Source organism: Arthrobacter stackebrandtii, assembly GCF_017876675.1.
Taxonomy (GTDB): domain Bacteria; phylum Actinomycetota; class Actinomycetes; order Actinomycetales; family Micrococcaceae; genus Specibacter; species Specibacter stackebrandtii.
The window spans coordinates 1427340-1446686 of sequence record NZ_JAGIOI010000001.1; the positions used below are offsets into that span (position 1 = coordinate 1427340).

The following is a 19347-nucleotide window of genomic DNA, read 5'->3' on the forward strand; positions in this document are numbered from 1 at the left end:
GCGCCCGTGCTGGTCATCGGCCTGGGCCGTTTCGGTGCCGCCACCGCGCACCAGTTGGTCAAGCAGGGCCGCGAGGTGCTCGCCATTGAGCGCGACCCCGCCCTGGTCCAGAAATGGGCAGGCGTGCTCACCCACGTGGTGGAGGCCGATGCCACCAACATCGACGCGCTGCGCCAGCTCGGGGCACAGGACTTCAGCTCCGCCGTCGTGGGGGTGGGCACGTCCATCGAATCCAGCGTGCTCATCACAGTGAACCTGGTGGATTTGGGCATCGCGCACCTGTGGGTCAAGGCCATCACGCAGTCGCACGGCAAGATCCTGACCCGCATCGGCGCCAACCACGTCATCTACCCCGAAGCTGACGCCGGCGTCCGGGCCGCGCACCTGGTGGGCGGGCGCATGCTGGACTTCATCGAGTTCGACGACGACTTCGCGATCGTGAAAATGTACCCGCCCAAGGAGACGCAGGGCTTCACGCTCGAGGAATCCAAGGTGCGCTCCAAGTACGGTGTCACGGTGGTGGGCGTGAAGTCGCCGGGCGAGGACTTCACCTACGCCCAGCCGCACACGCGCGTCTCCAGCCGCGACATGCTCATCGTCTCCGGCTACGTCGACCTGCTGGAGCGTTTCGCCTCGCGGCCCTGACCTCACGTTTTTCGGCTTCACCGCGTCTACAAGGCAGGAGGTGTTTTTGATGGTCCAACACATCATTTTTGATTCACCCATCGGCCCGCTGACGGCCGTGGAGAACGACGCCGGACTGGCGGCCGTGTACATGGCGGTCCACAAGCGCCGCCCGGCTGAGGAGACGCTGGGGCCGCTGCTGGCTGCCGGGGTTTCGCCGGTGCTGGCTGCGGCGCAGGAACAGCTGGGCGAGTATTTTGCCGGGCAGCTGCGGGAATTTTCCATCCCGCTGGCACCCGCCGGGAGCGAGTTCCAGCAGCGGGTCTGGTCCGCACTGCGGGACATCCCGTATGGCGAGCTCCGCAGCTACGGCGAACTGGCCGCGACGCTGGGCGATCCGTCCATGGCCCAGGCGGTGGGCTCAGCCAACGGCCGCAACCCGATCAGCATCATCGTGCCCTGCCACCGGGTTGTCGGTGCGGACGGCTCCCTCGTGGGCTATGCCGGCGGGCTGGAGCGCAAGCAGTTTCTGCTGGAACTGGAAAACCCGTCTTGGACGCACACCGAGGCCCTGTTCTAGTGGAGCCGGCCTAGTGGCTGGGGGTTCCGTGCCTGCCGTGCTGCCGCCGTTTGAAGCGGTCGTGTCGGCACACGGCGCCATGGTCCTGCGGGTCTGCAGGGCCCTTGTCGGCCCGTCCGACGCCGACGACGTCTGGCAGGAAACTTTCCTCGCCGCCCTGCGCGCCTACCCGGCATCGTCCGGGGTGCGGAACCGGGAGGCGTGGCTGGTCACGATCGCACGCAACAAGGCGGTTGACCACCACCGGCGGGCAGCGCGCATTCCCGTGCCCGACGGCGCACCCGGCCTGGGCGGCGAGGGCGCCGATGCCAGGGGCCGGGGCGGGCGTCTCCCAGGCGGGGACGGCGCCGGCGGCGGTGCACCGGGAGGCGGGGACGCCGTCGTGCGGGCCGTGGAAGCCGGGGAAACTGCCGCCGGGGTGTGGGCCGCGCTGGCCCGGCTGCCGCGAATGCAGCGGGAGGCCGTGGTGTACCACCACCTGGCCGGCCTGCGGCATGCGGAGGTGGCGGAGCTGTTGGGGAATTCGGAGGCGGCGGCGCGGCGGGCGTCGGCCGACGGGATGAAATCGCTGCGGGCGCTGCTGCTGCCCGGAGGGAGAGTTGTGAGGAGTGGACGTGATGACTGAGCTAAAACTGCCCGCTGGGCTGGCTGCGCTGGCCGGCGGCGAAGAGGCTGCCGCGGAACGGCTGCATGCCGCACTGGCGCGCGCTGCCGCGCAGGACGGCCTGCTGGATGTGGCGTACAGGATTGTTGACTCGCCGGTGGGGCCGCTGCTGCTGGCCGCCACGGACGCGGGGCTGGTGCGGGTGGCTTTTGCCCGCGAGGGGCACGACACCGTGCTTGAACAGCTTTCCGCCGCGGTCAGTCCGCGGGTGTTGAGGGAGCCTGGCCGGCTGGACGGGGCTGCGCGGGAACTGGACGAGTACTTTGAGGGGCGGCGGCATACATTTGGGCTGCCGCTGGACCTCCGCCTGGCCGGCGGCTTCCGCCGCGAGGTGCTGGCCCATCTGCCGGAGATCGGCTACGGGCACACGGCCAGTTATGCGGCGGTGGCGGCCCTGACCTCGAGTCCGAGGGCGGTGCGGGCCGTGGGGACCGCATGTGCGCGGAATCCGCTGCCGCTGGTGGTGCCGTGCCACCGCGTGGTCCGCTCCGACGGCAGCCAGGGCGCCTACCTGGGCGGCACGGAGGCCAAGGCCTGGCTCCTGGCCCTGGAGTCGTCCGCGGCATCAGCCTGACGCCCTTCCCCTCGCGCCCCGCCGCGCCCAGCCCCGCCTGCCAGAGGACCCTATCGCAGCATTGGCGGCTTTTTCATGAACGCCCTCGCAGCAATGGCATCTCTTGGCGAACGCATTCGCAGTTCACTGCGAGAGCGTTCACTAAAATTCAGCTATTGCTGCGAGGGCGTCTGAGGGGCGGGCGGGATCGGATCAGTTGGGGGCGGCGAGCTCTGCCGTGATCTGCGCGGCGCGGGCGGCTGCGGCCTGCGCCCCCGTTTCGATGATCGCCGGGAGGCCGTCTCGGTCGAAGCTGGCGATGGCTTGTTCGGTGGTGCCGTTGGGGCTGGTGACGGCGCGGCGCAGCTCGGTGGCGTTGGCACCTGGTTCGGCCAGCATGATCCCGGCACCGGCGACAGTCTCTCGGGCCAGAATCTGGGCAATCTGGGGCGACAGCCCAAAGCCCTCGGCGGCTGCGGCCATGGCCTCGGCCAGGTAGAACGCGTAGGCCGGGCCGGAGCCGCTGATGGCGGAGACCGCATTCTGTTGGTCTTCGGGAACATCCAGGACCACGCCGGAACCGTCAAAAATCTCATGGGCGGCAGCCAGGTGGTGCTCGTCGGCGGCGGTGCCTGCCGAGAGGGCAACCACGCCGCGGCCAACCTTAAGTGGGGTGTTGGGCATGGAACGGACCACCGGCTGGCCCGGGTGCAGTGCGGCCTCCATCTGGGCCAGCGAGACCGCAGCAGCAACGCTGACCACCACGGCGTCCCCGGGGAGCGCGTCTGCAATCTCGCGGCACAGGTCAATGATGCCAACGGGCTTGACCCCCAGGATCACCACGGATGCACCGGCAACGGCCTCGGCATTTGCACCAGGTTCCTCATTGGAGGCCAGCGCCGTGACCCCATGTCGGGTGGCCAGTTCGTGCGCCCGCTCGGGCCGGCGCACGGTCACCGTGACGGCGCTTGGCAGGGTTCCTGCCGCCAGCATGCCCGACAGGATGGCCTCGCCCATGGAACCGCAGCCTAGAAATACAATCTTTTTCATCATGCCCCCATCTTTGTTGTCTGCCCCACCGCATGCAAGAAAGCCTGTCTCGGTCGCGCCGGGGCGGGAAAGGCCAGCCATCAACCGGAGTGCCGCGGCCGCTGCCCAAACGGCCTGAAGCGAGGTGTCAAATCCGTTAAGGGCAAATGCACAGCTGGCGCCCCGGCTATTCTCAACCACGGCCAGTAATCTTTTAATTACCTCATAAGGGTGCGAGTGATGATCGGACTGGTCCTGTCCTGAAGGCCAGTCAAATCGCCGGAGATCTCGCCAGTGTTTCCCCCCATCCACTGGCCTGTACCTCCGGCGATTTCGCATTTAACGCGGCCCCGGCCGGCACCCCTGGCCTCCCGCCAGCCAGTCAGCCCGCCTGCTCGCTCGCTATGGCAGCGTCTGCCCCAGGTGCACGCGGGCGAATTCCAGGGTCTCGGCCAACCACTCCTCGCGCTGCCCGGCACCCTTGGCCTTGCGTGTGGAGATCTCGGCGACCACTGCGCCGTCGAACTCGTTTTGGGAGATGTGCTGCAGGACCTCAACGCATTCCTGCGTCCCATGCCCGGGAATCAGGTGCTGGTCCTTGGTGGACGGGGAGTTGCCGTCCGTCAGGTGGATGTGCCGCAGCCGCGACCCCAGCGCCTTCACGGCGTCCAGGCTCGAAGCACCGGCCGACGCACCGTGGGAGAAGTCCCAGGTGACGTCCTTGTAGTCCTGCGGAACCGGGTCCCAGTGGGGCAGGTAGGCGAGCGCCTCACGTCCGCGCACGCGCCACGGGTACATGTTCTCCACGGCAATCCGGACGCCAAAGGCATCGGCAATGTCGCGCACGCCCTGGGCAAACGTCTCGGCGTAGTCGTTCTGCCAGCGGAACGGCGGGTGCGCAACCACCACGTCGGCACCCACATCAACGGCCAGCTGGGCCGAACGCTGCATCTTGTTCCACGCGCTCCCCCACACCTGCTGGGTCAGCAGCAGGGTGGGTGCATGGATCGCCAGGATGGGCTGCTCGTAGCGCTCCGCCAGCCGGTTCAGCGCAGCGGCGTTCTGGCTGTCGCCGTTGTGCGTGACCAGCACCTCGACGCCGTCGTAGCCCAGGTCCGCCGCCACGGCGAAGCCGTCATGGACAGAGAGTGGATACACCGACGCCGTGGACAGCGCCACCGGAATGTGGCGGGCCGGACCGGGTGTTGCCACTTGGTCCTGCGCTTGCGTCGTGTGGTCCGTCATCTCCGCCTACCTCAACTCTTCGGAATTCTTCAGCCTAGCAACATGCGCCGGCGGGTCCAGCGGCCCGTCAAACACCAGCTGGTCGAGCCTGCGCAGGATGAGTCCCTCGCGCAGCGCCCACGGGCTGATCTGCATGCTCGTGACGTTGAACTGTTCCAGCGCCCCCTGCGCCACCATGGCACCGGCCAGCACCTGCTTGGCCCGCGCTGCGGACACCCCGGGCAGGTGCAGCCGGTCCGCCGACGACATCGCCGAGAGCCGCTGGCTCCACAACCCCAGGTCGCTCAGGTGCAGTTCGCGGCGCACATACGGGCCCATGGACGACGGCGCAGCCCCGGTGATGCGGGCCAGCGCCCGGAAGGTCTTGGAGGAGCCGGTGACGATGTTGGGCGCACCGAGCGCCTTCGTCTCGGCGATGGGGCCCTTCAGGGTGGCCTTGATGTGCTTGCGCAGCGCCTTGATGCTCTTGGCCGTGGGCGGGTCCTCGTCCAGCCATTCGCGCGTAAGCCGGCCCGCGCCCAGCGGCACCGAATGCGCCAGGTCGGGCAGTTCGTTGGCGCCCTGGGAAATTTCGAATGAGCCGCCGCCAATGTCCAGGTTCAGGATGGTCCCGGCGCCCCAGCCGTGCCAGCGCCGCACCGCGAAGAACGTCATGGCCGACTCTTCCTCGCCCGTGAGCTCCGTGAGCCGGACGGTGGTCTCGTGCTGCACCCGGTCCAACACCGCGGCACCGTTCGTGGACTCCCTGATGGCCGAGGTGCAGAACGCCAGCAGGTCCTTCGCCTTGTGCTTGGCAGCAAATTCCCACGCCTCGAGGATGAACTCGATCAGCTCATGCTGCCCCTCGTCGTTGATGTTGCCGGCGTCGTCCAGGTACTTCACCAGGCTCAGCGCACGCTTGTGCGAGGCATAGGGAACCGGGTTGGCCCCGGGCCGCGCATCAACCAGCAGCAGGTGGACAGTGTTGGACCCGATGTCAAGCACGCCTAATCTCATAGGCCCATTATTGACCCTCCGGACGCCGGGACGCGAAAGGCCGCCCGACGGCGGAGCAACAGTTTCGCTGTTTCGCCGGCCGGGCGGCCCTTGGCCTGCGCCACGGCGGGCACACCGCCTGCCGTGGCAGGCCCGCTACCCGCCGGTTCCGCCTCCGGCCACTGCCGGGTCCGCGGCCGCGGCAGCATCAACGGTGAACTCCGCGAGCGTAGTCCACGGGTTGCCGTTCTGTTCGGACAGGGCTTTCAGCGTCACGAAGCGGCCGGTGGCAGGCGAGGGCAGGGACACCGTCTGGAGGCCGGCCTCGTTGGGGAAGTTCCCCTCGGTCACCTTGGCGCCCGGGGCATCGGCGGTGTCTGCCACGTACAGCTCCCACCCCTTGATGCGGCCGTTGGCGGCGCCGGCGGAGCTCCCCTGGCGCGGCAGGAGGTTCACAGCGCATATGTCCATGGCACTGCCCAGGTCCACCGTGATGGTGTGCGGCAGGGGCGCGTTGGACGGCGTCCAGGCGGTGCCCCAGAAGGTGCCCGGGTCCCCGTCAATTGCGTTGCTGCCGGGGGTGACCTCGCCACCCCCGTTGTTGTAGCTGTCCACGATGGCCGCCACGGGCCGCACCGGCGCATCGGAGCAGCTCAGCAGCGTCGTTGCAGTGGAAGTGACCGACTGCTTTACTGTCCCCGCCTGGTAGGTGGTGGTTGCCGCGATCGAGGAGTCGCCGTAGCCTGCACCTGCTGGCGGCGTGGCCGTAAAGGTGGCCACTTCCTGCGCCCCGGCCGGAATGTTGCCGGGGACATGCTGCTTCCGGTCAAGGGTCCAGCCTGCGGGGACTGCCGGGGTGATTTTGACTCCCTTCATGCGCTCGGGCGTACGGTTGTCCACCGTTACCGTGATGGTGGCCGGCGAGCCCGGAACCAGACGGGCAGGTGCCTCAATGGAAGTGGTCACTTCACCGGCCAGGGCAAAGGCTGCGGCGCCGCGGACATCGGGCGCTTCCTGGGTCAGGGCCCCGGCTGCGTTGACGCTCAGGGGCAGCTGGGTGATGGCATTTCGAATGAGGTATCCGCCGTCCTTCTCCAGGATTTCCCACTTCTGCAGGTTGTTGGCATTGCCTGCGGTCGCACACGTGGACAGTGTCGGGGGCAGGTCCTGCTGCATGGGTGCCTGCAGCCACAGCACGCCGCCGGCCATGGCCAGGCACTGGCCGTTTTCGGCAACGATCTTGTAGTAGTTGTCGCTGGTGGCCGTGAACGTCCATTTTTCGGCCGCCGCGTCGGAGACTGACACTCCGGCTCCGTCTGCATTGACGGACAAGCCGGCGGTCGAGATGCGGTAGCCGCCGTCGCCGACCGGGGTGCGGTCGTAGCTTTCGTAGCCGGGCGCGTGTCCCAGGTTCTTGGCCAGGGCGGTGAATCCGGCGTAGTCGGCGACAGGGCGGGGGCTGCCCCAGGTCGCCTGGGCGACGAAGCGCGTGGCGTCAAGGATCCGCGCATCCATCATGTTTTCGGTGGCCGAGGGAGTGTCGTCCGGCCAGACCGAAAGCTTGGCGCCGACCACGCTGCCCTTGCCGGGCACATCGGTGACGACCGTGCCGCCGTCGAACTTCCTGGGCGTCCAGCCGGAGTTCCACAAGTTGGAAACGTTGGCGGTGAAGCCGCCGGGGCGGTTGAAGTACAGGGCCTGGGAGGAGTTCTGCACGTCGTGGCCGGCATCAAGCAGGGCCTGCGGCTTCGGGCCGGAGTTGAGCCAGTGCTCCACCACAATGTCCTTGTCCAGCGGGATCACGCTGGAGGAGGGGACGCCGTCGTTCCAGATGCGCAGCGTCTTGCCGGTGGATTTCACATGCGCGTTGACCTTGTTCATGAACCAGATGAAGACGTCGCCGGGGCCGGAGCCGGCCGGGAAAATTTCCGGGTGGGCGGCCACGAAGGCTGCGAACTGCGGGTAGTTGGCGTAGCTGTCGCCCATCATGTATTCATCCCCGCCCATGTGCCAGTACGGCTGGCCGGGGAAGGCCGCGGCATATTCATCGGCCAGCCTGGTGACCATGTCGAAGGCTTCGGGCTTGCTGATGTCCAGCTGTTCGACCTTCTTCTGCCCGTTCCTGTTGACCAGCTGCAGCTCGGGGTAGTTGTACAGCCAGGGGCGCATGTGGCCGGGGCTGTTCACCTCCAGGACCAGCTCGATGTGGTATTTTTTGGCCCATGCGGTGATCTGCGCGGCTTCTTCGGCAGTGTAGTAGGCCCAGAAGTTGGCCTTGGGGTAGGCCTCGGTCTTCAGCTTGGTTTCCAGCCACAGCTGGTTCATTTTGTTGTAGGCCATGTCCTTCATGGTGCGCTCCAGCGACTCCAGTGAGATCGTGACCTGGCAGGCACACAGGCCCACTCCGCGTTCGGCATATTCGGGGACGTCGACCGAGGTGCCCCTGGCAACCCGGTTCCCCTGCACCAGCAGCTGGGCGACCGTCTGGGTGCCGTAGAACGCGCCGGTGTCGGTGGCGCCGGTGACCTTGAGGGTCTGCCCCACCACGAGCCCGTAGCCTTCCTTGCCGAGTTCCGCGCTGCGTGAAGGGTCGACGGCGACCACCACGTCGCCTGCGACGGCGCCGGCTGCCGCCGTGCCCACCGTGCGGCCGAGAACTTCGGAAAGCTGCGCGGCGAGATCCCCGGACAGCACGGTGTTCGCACCGATGACTTTCGCACCGGCTCCCAGGGTGAATTCGCCGTCGGCGGCGGTCCAGGAGGCCAGGCCCGGAATGGTCTGCGGTGCGCCTTCCGGGGTCAGTGGGACGGCGCCTGATGGTGCTGCTGCGGCCTGGACGGCCGGGGCGGGCGCCGGTGCGGCCTGGGCGCCAGGCAGGGCCACTGCTGTTGAGGCCAGTGCCAGCGAGGCCGCTGCCAGGGCAGAGACAACAGCCTTTGCGCCTGCATTGTTGCGAATTTTCATGTCTCCCCATGCGGTTGGATTGCTTGGACGTTTCCGGGCCCACGATTCCAATGCCACAACAAAAGTGGCTCACGTCACGGTGCTGGGCCCACGGACATTGTTACGGATAACAATTCGGATGTCCATGGCTTCGCGGGAATTCGATCCCCTTTCTGTCCTTTCGGACAGGCCCACCGGGCGGCCCTTTCCCGCGGCACGCAAAAGCCCCGCACATCGGATGGATGTGCGGGGCTGTGACGATGCTACTTCTTCGGTGCGGCCTTCTTGGCCGGAGCCTTTTTCGCGGCCGGCTTCTTGGCCGGGGCCTTCTTGGCGGGAGCCTTGGCCGTCCGCTTGACCGGGCCGCGCTCGCGCTTGTCGGCGAGCAGGGCGATGGCGGTCTCCCGTGTCAGTTCCTCGATCTCCGTGCCGCGGGGCACGGTGATGTTGGTGATGCCGTCGGTGATGTAGGGGCCGAACCGCCCCTCCTTCACCACGATCTTCTTCTCGGAGACGGGGTCGTCGCCGAACTCGGCCAGCGGCGGCACAGCGGCGCGGGCGCCGCGCTGCTTGGGCTGGGAGTAGATCTCCAGCGCCTGCTCCAGCGTGATGGTGAAGATCTCCTCCTCGGTGCCAATGGAACGCGAGTCGGATCCCTTCTTCAGGTACGGGCCGAAGCGGCCGTTCTGGACCGTGATCTCCGTGCCCTCGGCGTCGGTGCCCAGCACGCGGGGCAGGCTCATGATGGCCAGGGCTTCCTCCAGCGTGACCGTGTCAACCGTCATGGACTTGAAGATGGAACCCGTGCGCGGCTTGGCCTTGACGGGCTTCTTCGGCGGCTTCGGCTTGCCGTTCTTGTAGTACTCGACAGGCTGGTTGGCGATCTGCTCCGCCGTCATCTCCGGGATGACCTCGGTGACGTACGGGCCGTAGCGGCCGTTTTTGGCCACCACGGTGTGCCCGGTTTCCGGGTCCACGCCCAGGACGCGCTCCTCGGGGGCTGCGGTGTCCATGAGCTCCTGCGCCTTTTCAGGCGTGAGTTCGTCCGGGGCCAGGTCCTCGGGGACGTTGGCGCGGGCGGCCTCGATGATCTCGCCGGTCTTGGCATCGACCGTGGGGACGGTTGATTCCAGGTAGGGGCCGAACTTGCCCACGCGCAGCACCAGGGTGTCGGTGATGGGCATCGAGTTGATCTCCCGGGCGTCGATCTCGCCCAGGTTGTTCACGATGTCCTGCAGGCCGCGGTCCCCGTCGCCGCCAAAGTAGAAGTGCTTGAGCCAGTCGGAGCCCTGCTCCTGGCCGTTGGCGATGCGGTCCAGGCCCGTTTCCATGCCGGCGGTGAACTCGTAGTCGACGTAGTCGGTGAAGTGCAGTTCCAGCAGGCGCACCACCGAAAACGCAATCCAGCTGGGTACCAGGGCGGAGCCCTGCTTGCGGACGTAGCCGCGGTCCATGATGGTGGACAGCGTGGACGCGTACGTGGACGGGCGGCCGATGTCGCGCTCTTCCATTTCCTTCGTCAGGGACGCTTCCGTGAAGCGCGGCGGCGGTGAGGTGTCGTGGCCGTTGGCCTTGACCTCGGAGGCGGTCAGGGAGTCGCCTTCCTTGACGTTGGGCAGGCGGCGGTCGGAGTCGTCGGAGGCGTTGCGCGCCTCGTCCCGGCCTTCCTCGTAGGCTGCGAGGAAGCCGCGGAAGGTGATGACGGTGCCCGACGCCGAGAACTCTGCGTCCTGCCCGTCAGCAGCGCCGCCAACAGCCGTGGCACCCAGCTTGATGGTCGCCGTCGAGCCCTTGGCGTCAGCCATCTGGGAGGCGACGGTGCGCTTCCAGATCAGCTCGTACAGCTTGAATTCGTCGCCGCGGAGGGCGCTGGCCACCTGGGCGGGGGTGCGGAAGGAGTCGCCGGCGGGGCGGATGGCCTCGTGGGCTTCCTGCGCGTTGGAGCTCTTGTTGGCGTAGACGCGTTTGGATGCGGGCACATACTCGGGGCCGTAGAGCTCCGAGGCCTGCTTGCGGGCGGCGTTGACAGCCTCGTCGCTCAGCGAGGAGGAGTCGGTACGCATATACGTGATGTAGCCGTTTTCATACAGGCGCTGGGCCGTGGACATGGTCGACTTGGAGGTGAAGCGCAGCTTCCGCCCGGCCTCCTGCTGGAGGGTCGACGTCGTAAACGGCGGGGCGGGCCGGCGGGTGTAGGGCTTGTGCTCAACCGAGCGGACCTTGAACGGCGCCTCCTGCAATGCGCCGGCGAGTGCCTTGGCCGCGACCTCATCGAGGTGGGCCACATTCTTGCCGGTCAGCACGCCCTGGTCGCTGAAGTCGCGGCCGGAAGCCACGCGCAAGCCGTCCACGGCGGAGAGCTTGGCCACGAAGTTTTCGCCGGTTTCGGGGGCGAAGGCTCCGGCCAGGTCCCAGTAGTTGGCGGAACGGAACGCCATGCGCTCACGCTCGCGCTCCACCACCATGCGGGTGACCACGGACTGCACGCGGCCCGCGGAAAGCTTGGGCGCCACCTTGCGCCAGAGCACCGGGGAGAGCTCGTAGCCGAACAGGCGGTCAACGACGCGGCGGGTTTCCTGGGCGTCCACGAGGTCAGTGTCCAGTTCGCGCAGGTTGCCCATGGCGCGCTGCAGCGACTCCTTGGTGATTTCCGCGAACGTCAGCCGGTGCACGGGCACCTTGGGCTTGAGCACCTCGAGCAGGTGCCACGCGATGGCCTCGCCCTCGCGATCCCCATCAGTTGCGAGGTAAAGTTCGTCGGCGTCCTTGAGCTGCGCCTTGAGCTCTGCCACCTTTTTCTTCTTGTCCGGGGAAACCACGTAGTACGGCTTGAAGTTGTTGTCCAGGTCCACGGCGAACTTGCCGATCGAGGACTTTTTCAGCTCGGCGGGCAGCTCGGAGGGCTGCGGCAGGTCACGGATGTGACCGATCGAGGCCTCCACGACGAAACCTTCGCCCAGGTACTTGGCGATGGTCTTGCTCTTGGCAGGGGACTCTACGATTACGAGCTTTTTGCCGGTCTTTGGCTTGCTGGCTGCTGCCTTGCTGGGCACGGTACTCCTACGGGGAATGAAAGGTGGACGAACGGCGTCCCCAAGAGCCTAGTTCACCATATTTTTACCGCGAACGCGCATTGCCTGTGAAACTCCGCCCCAAAAATCACTGCTTTCAGGGGCGGCTCCCGGCCTGTCATTCGTTCTCGCCGCCGAAGGAAGCTGCCTGGACGGCGGGCCGCCCGGACAGTGCGTCGAGGAGGACGTGGCGGGAGCCGCGCCCCTCAATTTCCAGCTCCACTTCCACCAGATTCCCGCTTGTTTGCGCGGTCCCGGCGTTCAGCACCCGGTCCATGACACCGCTGCCGCCGTGCTCCGGAGCCCCCGTGGTGAATCCCAGAATCTGGAATCCCAGCCCGGTGCAGCCCTGCAGGATTTCCCGCAGGGAGCCCGCCCCGTGCCTATATGTCACGTGCAACACATGGAAGCGCCGGCCCGACAGCCGCACCCGCCGCTCCCCCACCGGACCCCGCATCACATATGCCGCGTTTTTCCCCGACGCGGCATCAGATAAGTCCCGATTTCGGGGAACGCCGCATCACTCGCTGGGAAGCAGGAATCCGTCGCGGACGAGGTTGCGGACATCCCGGGCGAGGTCGGCGGCGAATTCGGGGTCGTCCCTTTCCAGCAGCGCCGCCAGGGCGCCGATGATCTGTCCGGCGGTCAGGTCGCCGTCGCACGCGGACACAAAACCGGCCAGCTCGGTGCTCATCAAATTGGTGCGTCGCAGCCCGGCTCCCTGGCGCAGCAGGATGACGCCGGGGTGTTCAGCCCCCGGTTTTTGGTGGCGTTCCTCGGTGACGTCGGTGGCCGTCAGCAGGTATTCAAAGGTGAGGTCGGGGTGCGCCTTGAGCCATTGGGCGCGGTCGAGGGCGTCGGCCAGGTGCGGGCCCACGGGCTGCTCGATCGGGTAGAGGATTTCCTCGAAGCGCGGGTCACTGGCAGTTTCGCCCTCAGCCGGGCGGCGCAGCAAGATGTAGCCGAAACCGATGCCGCCGACGCCGCGGGAGGCAAAGTCCAGCAGGTAGTCCTCGTAGGCGCTGGCGTAGGCATCGGAATCCCGGCCCTGCGAGGCGTCCTGCAGCCACGTCTCGGCGTAGCCGCCCGGGGAAACCTGCTCGCGCTGAATGAACCAAGCTTCTGATCCCGGAGCCAGCCACTGCGAGGGGCGGGCATGCCACTCGGCGTGGGTGCCGCCGTCGGACGTTTCAGTGCGGGTGACCTCCCAATTCCCCAGCATCTGCGCGATGCCGCCCGGGTTCAGCACACCGGGAAGCCCACGGACCAGCTGCTCCACGATGGCGTCGCCGGCCAGGCCGCCGTCGCGGTACGTGAACTGGTCCGCGCTCTGCTCGCCACGGTGGCGGGGCGTGATGACGAACGGCGGGTTGGAGACCACCAGGTCGAAGCGCTCGTCCGCAACAGGCTCGAGCAGGCTGCCCAGTCGCAGGGAAACGCGGGCACCAGGGTTGGCGGGGTCCAGATCCGCCGCTTCGAGCCGGAGCGCGGGTGCGTTCAGGGCGAGGTTGAATCGGGTGAACGCCAGGGCCCGCTCCGAAATGTCGGTCGCAACCACGGTTTCGGCGTGGTGCAGCAGGTGGAAAAGCTGGATGCCGCAGCCGGTGCCCAGGTCCAGCGCCCTGCCAACGGGCTGGCGGACGGTGCCCTGGGCGAGGGTGAGCGATGCCTGGCCAATGCCCAGAACGTGGTCCTTGCGCAGCACGCCGGGACGCTGGTGGGCGCCGAGGTCGCTGGCCACCCACAGGTTGGTGTCCTGTTCCTGTTCGTTCGCCGCGGGCCAGCCGTAGGGGCGGAGGTCGACGGCGGCACGCACCTCTGCAGGCCGGTCCGCCTCCGCGGTGGGGCCGGGAGAGTTGGTGGGTGCGGGCTCAATGAGGCCCAGGTCCGTGAGTGCCTTGAGCCCGGTTCCGGGGAGCGCCCGGGCCAGGTCCCCGGCCGGCACGTCCTGGGCCAGCAGCCACAGTTTGACCACGGTGGCGAGCTGGTCGTTGTTGCCGCGCAGCAGCAGGGCCGCCGGCACCGTCTGGTCCCGGCCCAGCGCATGGTTGGCGTCGTCCCCGAGAAGCTCCGCCACGCCGTCGACCGTGAAGTTGGCGGCGGCGAGGTCGGCCGCAAGGGCCGAGAGCAGGGGAAGGTTGTCGCTGCGCGGGGCACCGGGCACGGAGGCGAAATCAGTCATTGGACAAGCCTAGCGAGTCCGGGGCCGCGCATGGGCGGGCCTGGCGCAGCAGGTGCGTGCCGCCGTCGCGCGTCAAGGGAAGCGCGGGAGGAAGTGGGGATCAGTCGGTGCAGCCCTGCGGGCACTGCAGGGTTTCCGGTGCGCTGGCGCAGTCGGCGCAGTAGAGGTTCAGGTTGCGGCAGCTCGGGTTGGAGCAGTTTTCGAACTTGTTGCTGGGGCTGCTGCAGCGGATGCAGTGGCCGATTTCCTTGGCCTCGTCGCTGAATTCCATGTGCATGCGCTTGTCGAAGACGTAGAGGGAGCCTTCCCAGAGCCCCTTGTCCTTGAAGGTCTCGCCGTAGCGGACGATGCCGCCGTCCATCTGGTAGACCTCCTTGAATCCGCGGTTGACCATGAGGGAACTCAGGACCTCGCAGCGGATTCCGCCGGTGCAGTAGGTGACGACGGGCTTGTCCTTGAGGTCGTCGTACTTGCCGGAGTCCAGTTCCTTGATGAAGTCGTGGGTGGTGTCGACGTCGGGGACGATGGCGTTCTTGAATTTGCCGATCTGGGCCTCGAAGGCGTTGCGGCCGTCGAAGAAGACGACTTCCTCGCCTTTGGATTCCTTCTCGGCCACGAGCTCGTGGAGTTCCTCCGGCTTGAGGTGCGTGCCGCCTCCGACAACCCCGTTTTCATCGACCTTGAGCTCGCCGGGGGCGCCGAAGCTGACGATCTCATCGCGGGCTTTCACGCTCAACCGGGGGAAGTCGTCGCCTGTTCCGTCGGACCACTTGATGTCCATGTTTTTGAAGCCGGGGTATTCGCGGGTGGTCTTCAGGTATTGCTTGACGTCCTTGATGTCCCCGCCGACGGTGGCGTTGATGCCGTCCTTGGAGATGATGATGCGTCCCTTGAGGTTCAGTTTCTCGCACAGGGCACGCTGCCAGAGCTTGATCGCTTCCGGATCGACAAGGGGGGTAAAGCCGTAAAAGAGCACAATTTTGTTCAAAGCCACGTCTTAAAGCCTACGGTGCGGCGCCAAATTGCAGCCGGTGGGCATCATCGGGTCATTCCCGCATAGGCTGTAGACATGAGGTTTGGTTCCATGGAACTTGAGGAGCACACCGCCGCGTGGGTTGCCGGCTGGAGTGCCATACGCGGCTTTCAGGTTCGCACGGGGCCAGGCTACCTGGCCGCGAAGCATCCCGACCTCGACGGTGGTTGGGAGTACGTCTGTGCAGATCCCGCGCGGGAGGCCTTCGCCGTCCTTGCAGCCGAGGTGACCGGCTCAGCCCACCGCTCCCTGTCCATCATTGGCCCCAACATCCACGAATACGTGAAGTGGGCACACGCCGCCGGCATGGGCATGGTCTCCACCTCGGAACACCTGATGGTGTGCGCCATGGAAACCCAGGACAACGAGGACCCCTTCCTGGTTGATCCCGATCTGCGCCTGGTGGTGAAGCATCTTGGTTCCCGGAGCAGCGCATCCGTGTGCCAGGCCAGGCTCACCGGAGCGATCCTGCGCGGCGATGCCATCCTGGCCCGCGGCAGCGTTGCCATCCAGGGCGAACATGCTGTCTTTGACGGGCTGGAGACGCACCCCGGGCACCGCCGCCAGGGGTTGGGCATGATGATGATGAAGTCCCTGACGGCGCGGGCGCTCGAATACCCCGTCACCACGGGCCTGGTGCTGGCAAGCACCGGCGGCCAGCGGCTCTACCACAAGTTGGGGTGGCGCAGTCTCAGCCCCATGACGGAACTCGTCCCGAGGGAGCGCCTGGCGGAGCTGGCCCGGCTCTAGCCGGAACCAGTGGGCGCGGGCGACGGCGGTCCAGGCCTTTTCATTGCTCGGCGCCCGGGTGCCGGTCCCGGCTGCCGCCACGGGCGTGCGGTGGCACAATGATGGGGTGCCTACCAATGATTCGCTGATCTCGCTGCTGGGTGGAGGCGGGAGCCCCCCGCAGCTGCAGCATGTCCGGCGGATCCCCGCGCGGCGGGAGGTGACGGAGCCGTGGCCCGATTGGGCCCACCCGGACCTGGTCACCTCCTATGCCAACCTCGGCATCGCCGAACCGTGGCGCCACCAAGTTGCCGGAGCCAACGCCGCGCACAAGGGTGAGCACACCATCATTGCCACGGGAACGGCTTCTGGAAAGTCGCTGGCCTACCAGCTGCCGGCCCTGGACGCCGTCCACCGTGCAGCCCTGGAACTCGCCGCGAATCCGGGCAGGCTGGAAGACGACGGAGCGGTGGCCCTGTACCTGGCCCCGACCAAGGCGCTTGCCGCCGATCAGCTCGCGGCCCTGCTCTCCCTGCACCTGTCCACCCTGCGGGCTGCCACCTATGACGGCGACACCGCACCGGGCGACAGGCGCTGGATCCGCGACCACAGCAATTTCATCCTGTGCAATCCGGACATGCTGCATTTTGGCGTGCTGCCCAACCACACCTGGTGGGCCCGGTTCTTCCGGCGGTTGCGCTACGTCATCATCGATGAGGCCCACAGCTACAGGGGCGTATTCGGTTCGCACGTGGCGGTGCTGTTGCGCCGGCTGCGGCGGATATGTGCGCACTACGGCTCCAATCCCGTGTTCATCGGCGCCTCCGCCACCTCGTCGGATCCGGGCAGTTCGTTCGCCCGTTTGGTGGGCGCCCCGGTCACCACGGTTACGGAGGATTTCTCCCCGCACGGTGCCACAACGGTTGCCCTGTGGGAGCCGGAACTGACCGAGTTCCAGGGCGAAAACGGGGCCAAGACCCGCAGGACCGCGATTGCCGAAACCTCCGACCTCATGGCCAACCTGGTGTCCTCCCACGTCCGCACCATCGCCTTCATCAAGTCCCGGCGAGGGGCAGAGACCATTTCCACCGTCACGAAGCGGTTGCTTGAGGACGTCGATCCGAGCCTTCCGCCCCGGGTGGCTGCCTATCGCTCCGGCTACCTGCCAGAGGAACGCCGGGAGCTGGAAAAGGCGCTGCGATCCGGCCAGCTGCTGGGGGTATCCAGCACCTCCGCCCTGGAGCTGGGCATCGACATTTCCGGACTCGACGCGGTGTTGGTGGCCGGCTGGCCCGGCACTCGGGCCTCCTTCTTCCAGCAAATCGGCAGGGCGGGCCGTGCCGGACAAGACGCACTGGCTGCCTTTGTGGCCAGCGACGATCCCCTGGACACCTTCCTGGTCCACCACCCCGATGCCATTTTTGACCTCGCCGTAGAGGCCACGGTGTTTGACCCGGCCAACCCCTACGTCCTGGGCCCGCACCTTTGTGCAGCTGCCGCCGAACTCCCCATCACGCACCAGGACCTGGCGATCTTTGATGAAAGCACCCCGGCGCTCCTGGACCAGCTGGTCGCCCAGGGCTACCTGCGAAAGCGGCCCGCCGGCTGGTTTTGGACCCACCCCCAAAGCGCCGCCGCCATGGTGAACCTGCGCGAGGACGGCGGCGGTCCGATCAACATCATCGAGGCCGACACTGGCGCCCTCCTGGGCACGATGGGATCCCCACAGTCCCACTACCAGGCACACACCGGCGCGGTGTACGTCCACCAGGGCACCAGCTATGTGGTTCTTGAACTGAATGAGGCCGAGCACTGCGCGCTGGTGCGCCGGGGAACACCGGATTTTTACACAACGGCCCGGGACGTCACCCAGATCGAGGTGCTGGAATCGCTCCGGCACGAGCAGTGGGGTCCCGTGGAAATGCATTTCGGCCCCGTCCAGGTTCGTACACAAGTGGTCTCCTTTCAACGCAAGGCCCTCATCTCCAACGAAGTTCTCGGTGAGGAACCCCTGGAGCTCGAGGCCCGCGACTTGTTCACCAAGGCAGTCTGGTTCACGCTGGACAACGCAACACTGCTGGCCGGGGGGCTCGTCGAGCCTCAGTTTCCCGGGGCCCTCCACGCCGCCGAACATGCCGCGATCGGGCTCCTTCCGCTGGTGGCCTCGAGCGACCGGTGGGACGTGGGCGGGGTGTCCACGGCCATCCATGCCGACACAGGCCAGCCCACCATATTTGTTTATGACGGCCACCCCGGCGGGGCGGGATTCGCGGAGCGGGGATTCGACATGGCCCGTGTGTGGCTCAAGGCAACACTGGAGGCCATCCAGTCCTGCGAATGCAAGGGCGGCTGCCCGTCCTGTGTGCAATCCCCCAAGTGCGGCAACAAGAACAACCCCCTTGACAAGGACGGTGCCGTGCTGCTGCTGAAGGTCCTGCTCAGGCACTCCCGCCTGGCCTGACGCCGCCGGCCGCGCCGTTCAGGCTTCCCGGTTCAGGGCTGCCCGGGCAGCACGTCCGCCGGTGGAGGTCCGGCCCGTGCCCGGCCGTGCGCCAGCCAGGGCAGCGTGGTCGCAACGGATACCTCCACGGTGGCGGACATGTCGGCGTTGAGGGTGCAGGCAACGAGTGCTGCCCCATGCTGCTGGGCGGTTTCCCCCGCGGCCTGGCAGGGATCCCCTGCCATCAGGCCCCGGTAAGTGTCAGCGGCAGCGAGTGCGGCCAGGTCCGCTGCCGTCGCTGCCTTGGAAGCTGCCACGGCGGCCTGGCCCAGCGCCACGACGAAAACCATGAGCAGCAGCATGGCCAGCGCCAGACCCGCGCTGAGGACGGTACCCGAGCCCCGCTCATCCTTTATTAACATGGGCCACCTCCGCCTTCCCCGCCTCATGGGCCACCGCCGGTGGTGGTGTGGCTATCCCCGGCCACCCCTGCCCCTGGTTGCGCTCCATCTTGGCGCTCGCCTGGGCTGCCTGCTTCCACGGCACCAATCCCGACAGGGCCCCGCCCACACGGCCTTCCACCGTGACAGTGGCGTACTCCGCAGCGGCGCCGACAGAGACCGTGACCGCAGTCCCTGAGACCCTCTGAACAATTTCCATGACCTGTTCCGACGAGTCGCCCCGGGCCAGTGCCCTTGCACCGGCCCGGGCCCCCTCCTCCAGCCGCAGCTGGAGCAGGCCCGCCGACACGGCAAGCAGCAGGATGGCCAGCAACGCCGTAACGGCAGGCAGTACCACGGCCAGCTCGGCCGTCACCGAACCCCGCATGCGGCGCCGTTCGTTGATGGTTCCCATGATGCCTGCCTCCCGTGCCGCGTCCAGGCGCTAAAAGCTCAACGCCGTGCGGATGATGTTCATCAGGAAGCCGCGAACCTCGTCGCTTTTGAGGATCACCACCAACAGCCCGGCAAAGCCCACGGCCGCCAAGGTGGCGATCGCGTATTCTGCCGTGGCCATACCCGCCTCCATGCCGGCCTGGGCCCAGCCCTGGCCCCGTGCCCCGCTGGCGTCCGATGCGCCGGCTGCGAACGGCGGATTCTCCACGGGGGCCTGCAGGCTCGCCCCGGGGAAGATCTCGCTGATGTTCTGTTCCACCCTGTCCCGTGCCATGCCGGGAGCGCTGCCCCCGGCTGCTTCAATGCTGCTCATGCCAACTCCTTGGATCAATTAATCGGTGCCCGCCAGCTGCTGCCGCAGGCCTGGTCCATTCACTCTCCGC

At 67.1% G+C, this 19347-nt stretch carries 17 protein-coding genes; 6 read left to right on the top strand and 11 right to left on the bottom strand.

Features of this window, described 5'->3' with window-relative positions; translation table 11 throughout:
• Positions 1-6 precede the first annotated feature (6 nt).
• From JOF48_RS05905 to JOF48_RS05920, 4 genes are read left to right on the top strand one after another with little or no spacing between them, the layout of a single operon-like run.
• Positions 7-645 (top strand): potassium channel family protein, encoded by a 639-nt coding sequence (locus JOF48_RS05905; RefSeq protein ID WP_062292706.1) that lies wholly within the window; start codon positions 7-9, stop codon positions 643-645.
• A 49-nt stretch (positions 646-694) separates the two neighbouring features.
• On the top strand, positions 695-1204 hold the full coding sequence (locus JOF48_RS05910; RefSeq protein ID WP_209678380.1) for a methylated-DNA--[protein]-cysteine S-methyltransferase: 510 nt from the start codon (positions 695-697) through the stop codon (positions 1202-1204).
• 13 nt (positions 1205-1217) lie between these two features.
• Entirely contained in the window at positions 1218-1829 is a 612-nt protein-coding gene (locus JOF48_RS05915; RefSeq protein ID WP_342591166.1) for an RNA polymerase sigma factor, read from the top strand.
• Entirely contained in the window at positions 1822-2442 is a 621-nt protein-coding gene (locus JOF48_RS05920) for a methylated-DNA--[protein]-cysteine S-methyltransferase (RefSeq protein ID WP_209678385.1), read from the top strand. Before JOF48_RS05915 ends, JOF48_RS05920 begins: the two co-directional genes overlap by 8 nt.
• A gap of 192 nt (positions 2443-2634) precedes the next feature.
• On the opposite strand, the gene proC is transcribed toward JOF48_RS05920, so the two are convergent.
• The 8 genes from proC to trhO form a co-directional block, all read right to left on the bottom strand.
• Positions 2635-3474 carry a pyrroline-5-carboxylate reductase gene (gene proC, locus JOF48_RS05925; protein ID WP_209678387.1) on the bottom strand — a complete coding sequence of 280 codons (840 nt, stop codon included), beginning with the start codon at positions 3472-3474 and terminating at the stop codon, positions 2635-2637.
• 378 nt (positions 3475-3852) lie between these two features.
• A complete protein-coding gene (locus tag JOF48_RS05930) occupies positions 3853-4695 on the bottom strand; it encodes a sugar phosphate isomerase/epimerase family protein (RefSeq protein ID WP_209678388.1) in 843 nt (280 codons plus the stop codon).
• Between the two features lie 6 nt (positions 4696-4701).
• Positions 4702-5691 carry a Ppx/GppA family phosphatase gene (locus JOF48_RS05935; protein ID WP_209678389.1) on the bottom strand — a complete coding sequence of 330 codons (990 nt, stop codon included), beginning with the start codon at positions 5689-5691 and terminating at the stop codon, positions 4702-4704.
• A 135-nt stretch (positions 5692-5826) separates the two neighbouring features.
• Complete coding sequence (locus JOF48_RS05940) at positions 5827-8634, bottom strand: family 20 glycosylhydrolase (protein ID WP_209678390.1); 2808 nt, start codon at positions 8632-8634, stop codon at positions 5827-5829.
• Positions 8635-8876: 242 nt separating this feature from the next.
• Positions 8877-11666, bottom strand: coding sequence for a type I DNA topoisomerase (topA, locus tag JOF48_RS05945; RefSeq protein ID WP_209678391.1), 2790 nt, complete (start codon positions 11664-11666; stop codon positions 8877-8879).
• 136 nt (positions 11667-11802) lie between these two features.
• Positions 11803-12078, bottom strand: a complete 276-nt coding sequence (locus JOF48_RS05950) for a hypothetical protein (protein ID WP_209678392.1) — start codon at positions 12076-12078, stop codon at positions 11803-11805.
• 126 nt (positions 12079-12204) lie between these two features.
• Positions 12205-13866 carry a DUF7059 domain-containing protein gene (locus JOF48_RS05955; protein WP_209678393.1) on the bottom strand — a complete coding sequence of 554 codons (1662 nt, stop codon included), beginning with the start codon at positions 13864-13866 and terminating at the stop codon, positions 12205-12207.
• Positions 13867-13966: 100 nt separating this feature from the next.
• On the bottom strand, positions 13967-14860 hold the full coding sequence (gene trhO / locus JOF48_RS05960) for an oxygen-dependent tRNA uridine(34) hydroxylase TrhO (RefSeq protein ID WP_209678394.1): 894 nt from the start codon (positions 14858-14860) through the stop codon (positions 13967-13969).
• A gap of 75 nt (positions 14861-14935) precedes the next feature.
• Between trhO and JOF48_RS05965 the strand changes: the two genes are divergently transcribed.
• Both JOF48_RS05965 and JOF48_RS05970 read left to right on the top strand, forming a co-directional pair.
• Positions 14936-15649 (top strand): GNAT family N-acetyltransferase, encoded by a 714-nt coding sequence (locus tag JOF48_RS05965; protein WP_209678395.1) that lies wholly within the window; start codon positions 14936-14938, stop codon positions 15647-15649.
• 106 nt (positions 15650-15755) lie between these two features.
• A complete protein-coding gene (locus tag JOF48_RS05970) occupies positions 15756-18089 on the top strand; it encodes a DEAD/DEAH box helicase (RefSeq protein ID WP_209678396.1) in 2334 nt (777 codons plus the stop codon).
• A gap of 32 nt (positions 18090-18121) precedes the next feature.
• Here the strand turns inward: JOF48_RS05970 and JOF48_RS05975 are convergent, their stop codons facing one another.
• The 3 genes from JOF48_RS05975 to JOF48_RS05985 are packed head-to-tail and all read right to left on the bottom strand — an operon-like array spanning position 18122 to position 19277.
• A complete protein-coding gene (locus tag JOF48_RS05975; protein WP_245346419.1) occupies positions 18122-18490 on the bottom strand; it encodes an Rv3654c family TadE-like protein in 369 nt (122 codons plus the stop codon).
• The gene (locus JOF48_RS05980) at positions 18474-18923 is read right to left on the bottom strand and encodes a TadE family type IV pilus minor pilin (protein WP_245346420.1); all 450 of its coding nucleotides are present in this window, start codon (positions 18921-18923) and stop codon (positions 18474-18476) included. The genes JOF48_RS05975 and JOF48_RS05980 overlap by 17 nt, the downstream gene beginning before the upstream one ends.
• 30 nt (positions 18924-18953) lie before the next feature.
• Positions 18954-19277: a DUF4244 domain-containing protein gene (locus JOF48_RS05985; protein ID WP_245346421.1), complete on the bottom strand. Its 324-nt coding sequence runs from the start codon at positions 19275-19277 to the stop codon at positions 18954-18956.
• Between the last annotated feature and the right edge of the window lie 70 nt (positions 19278-19347).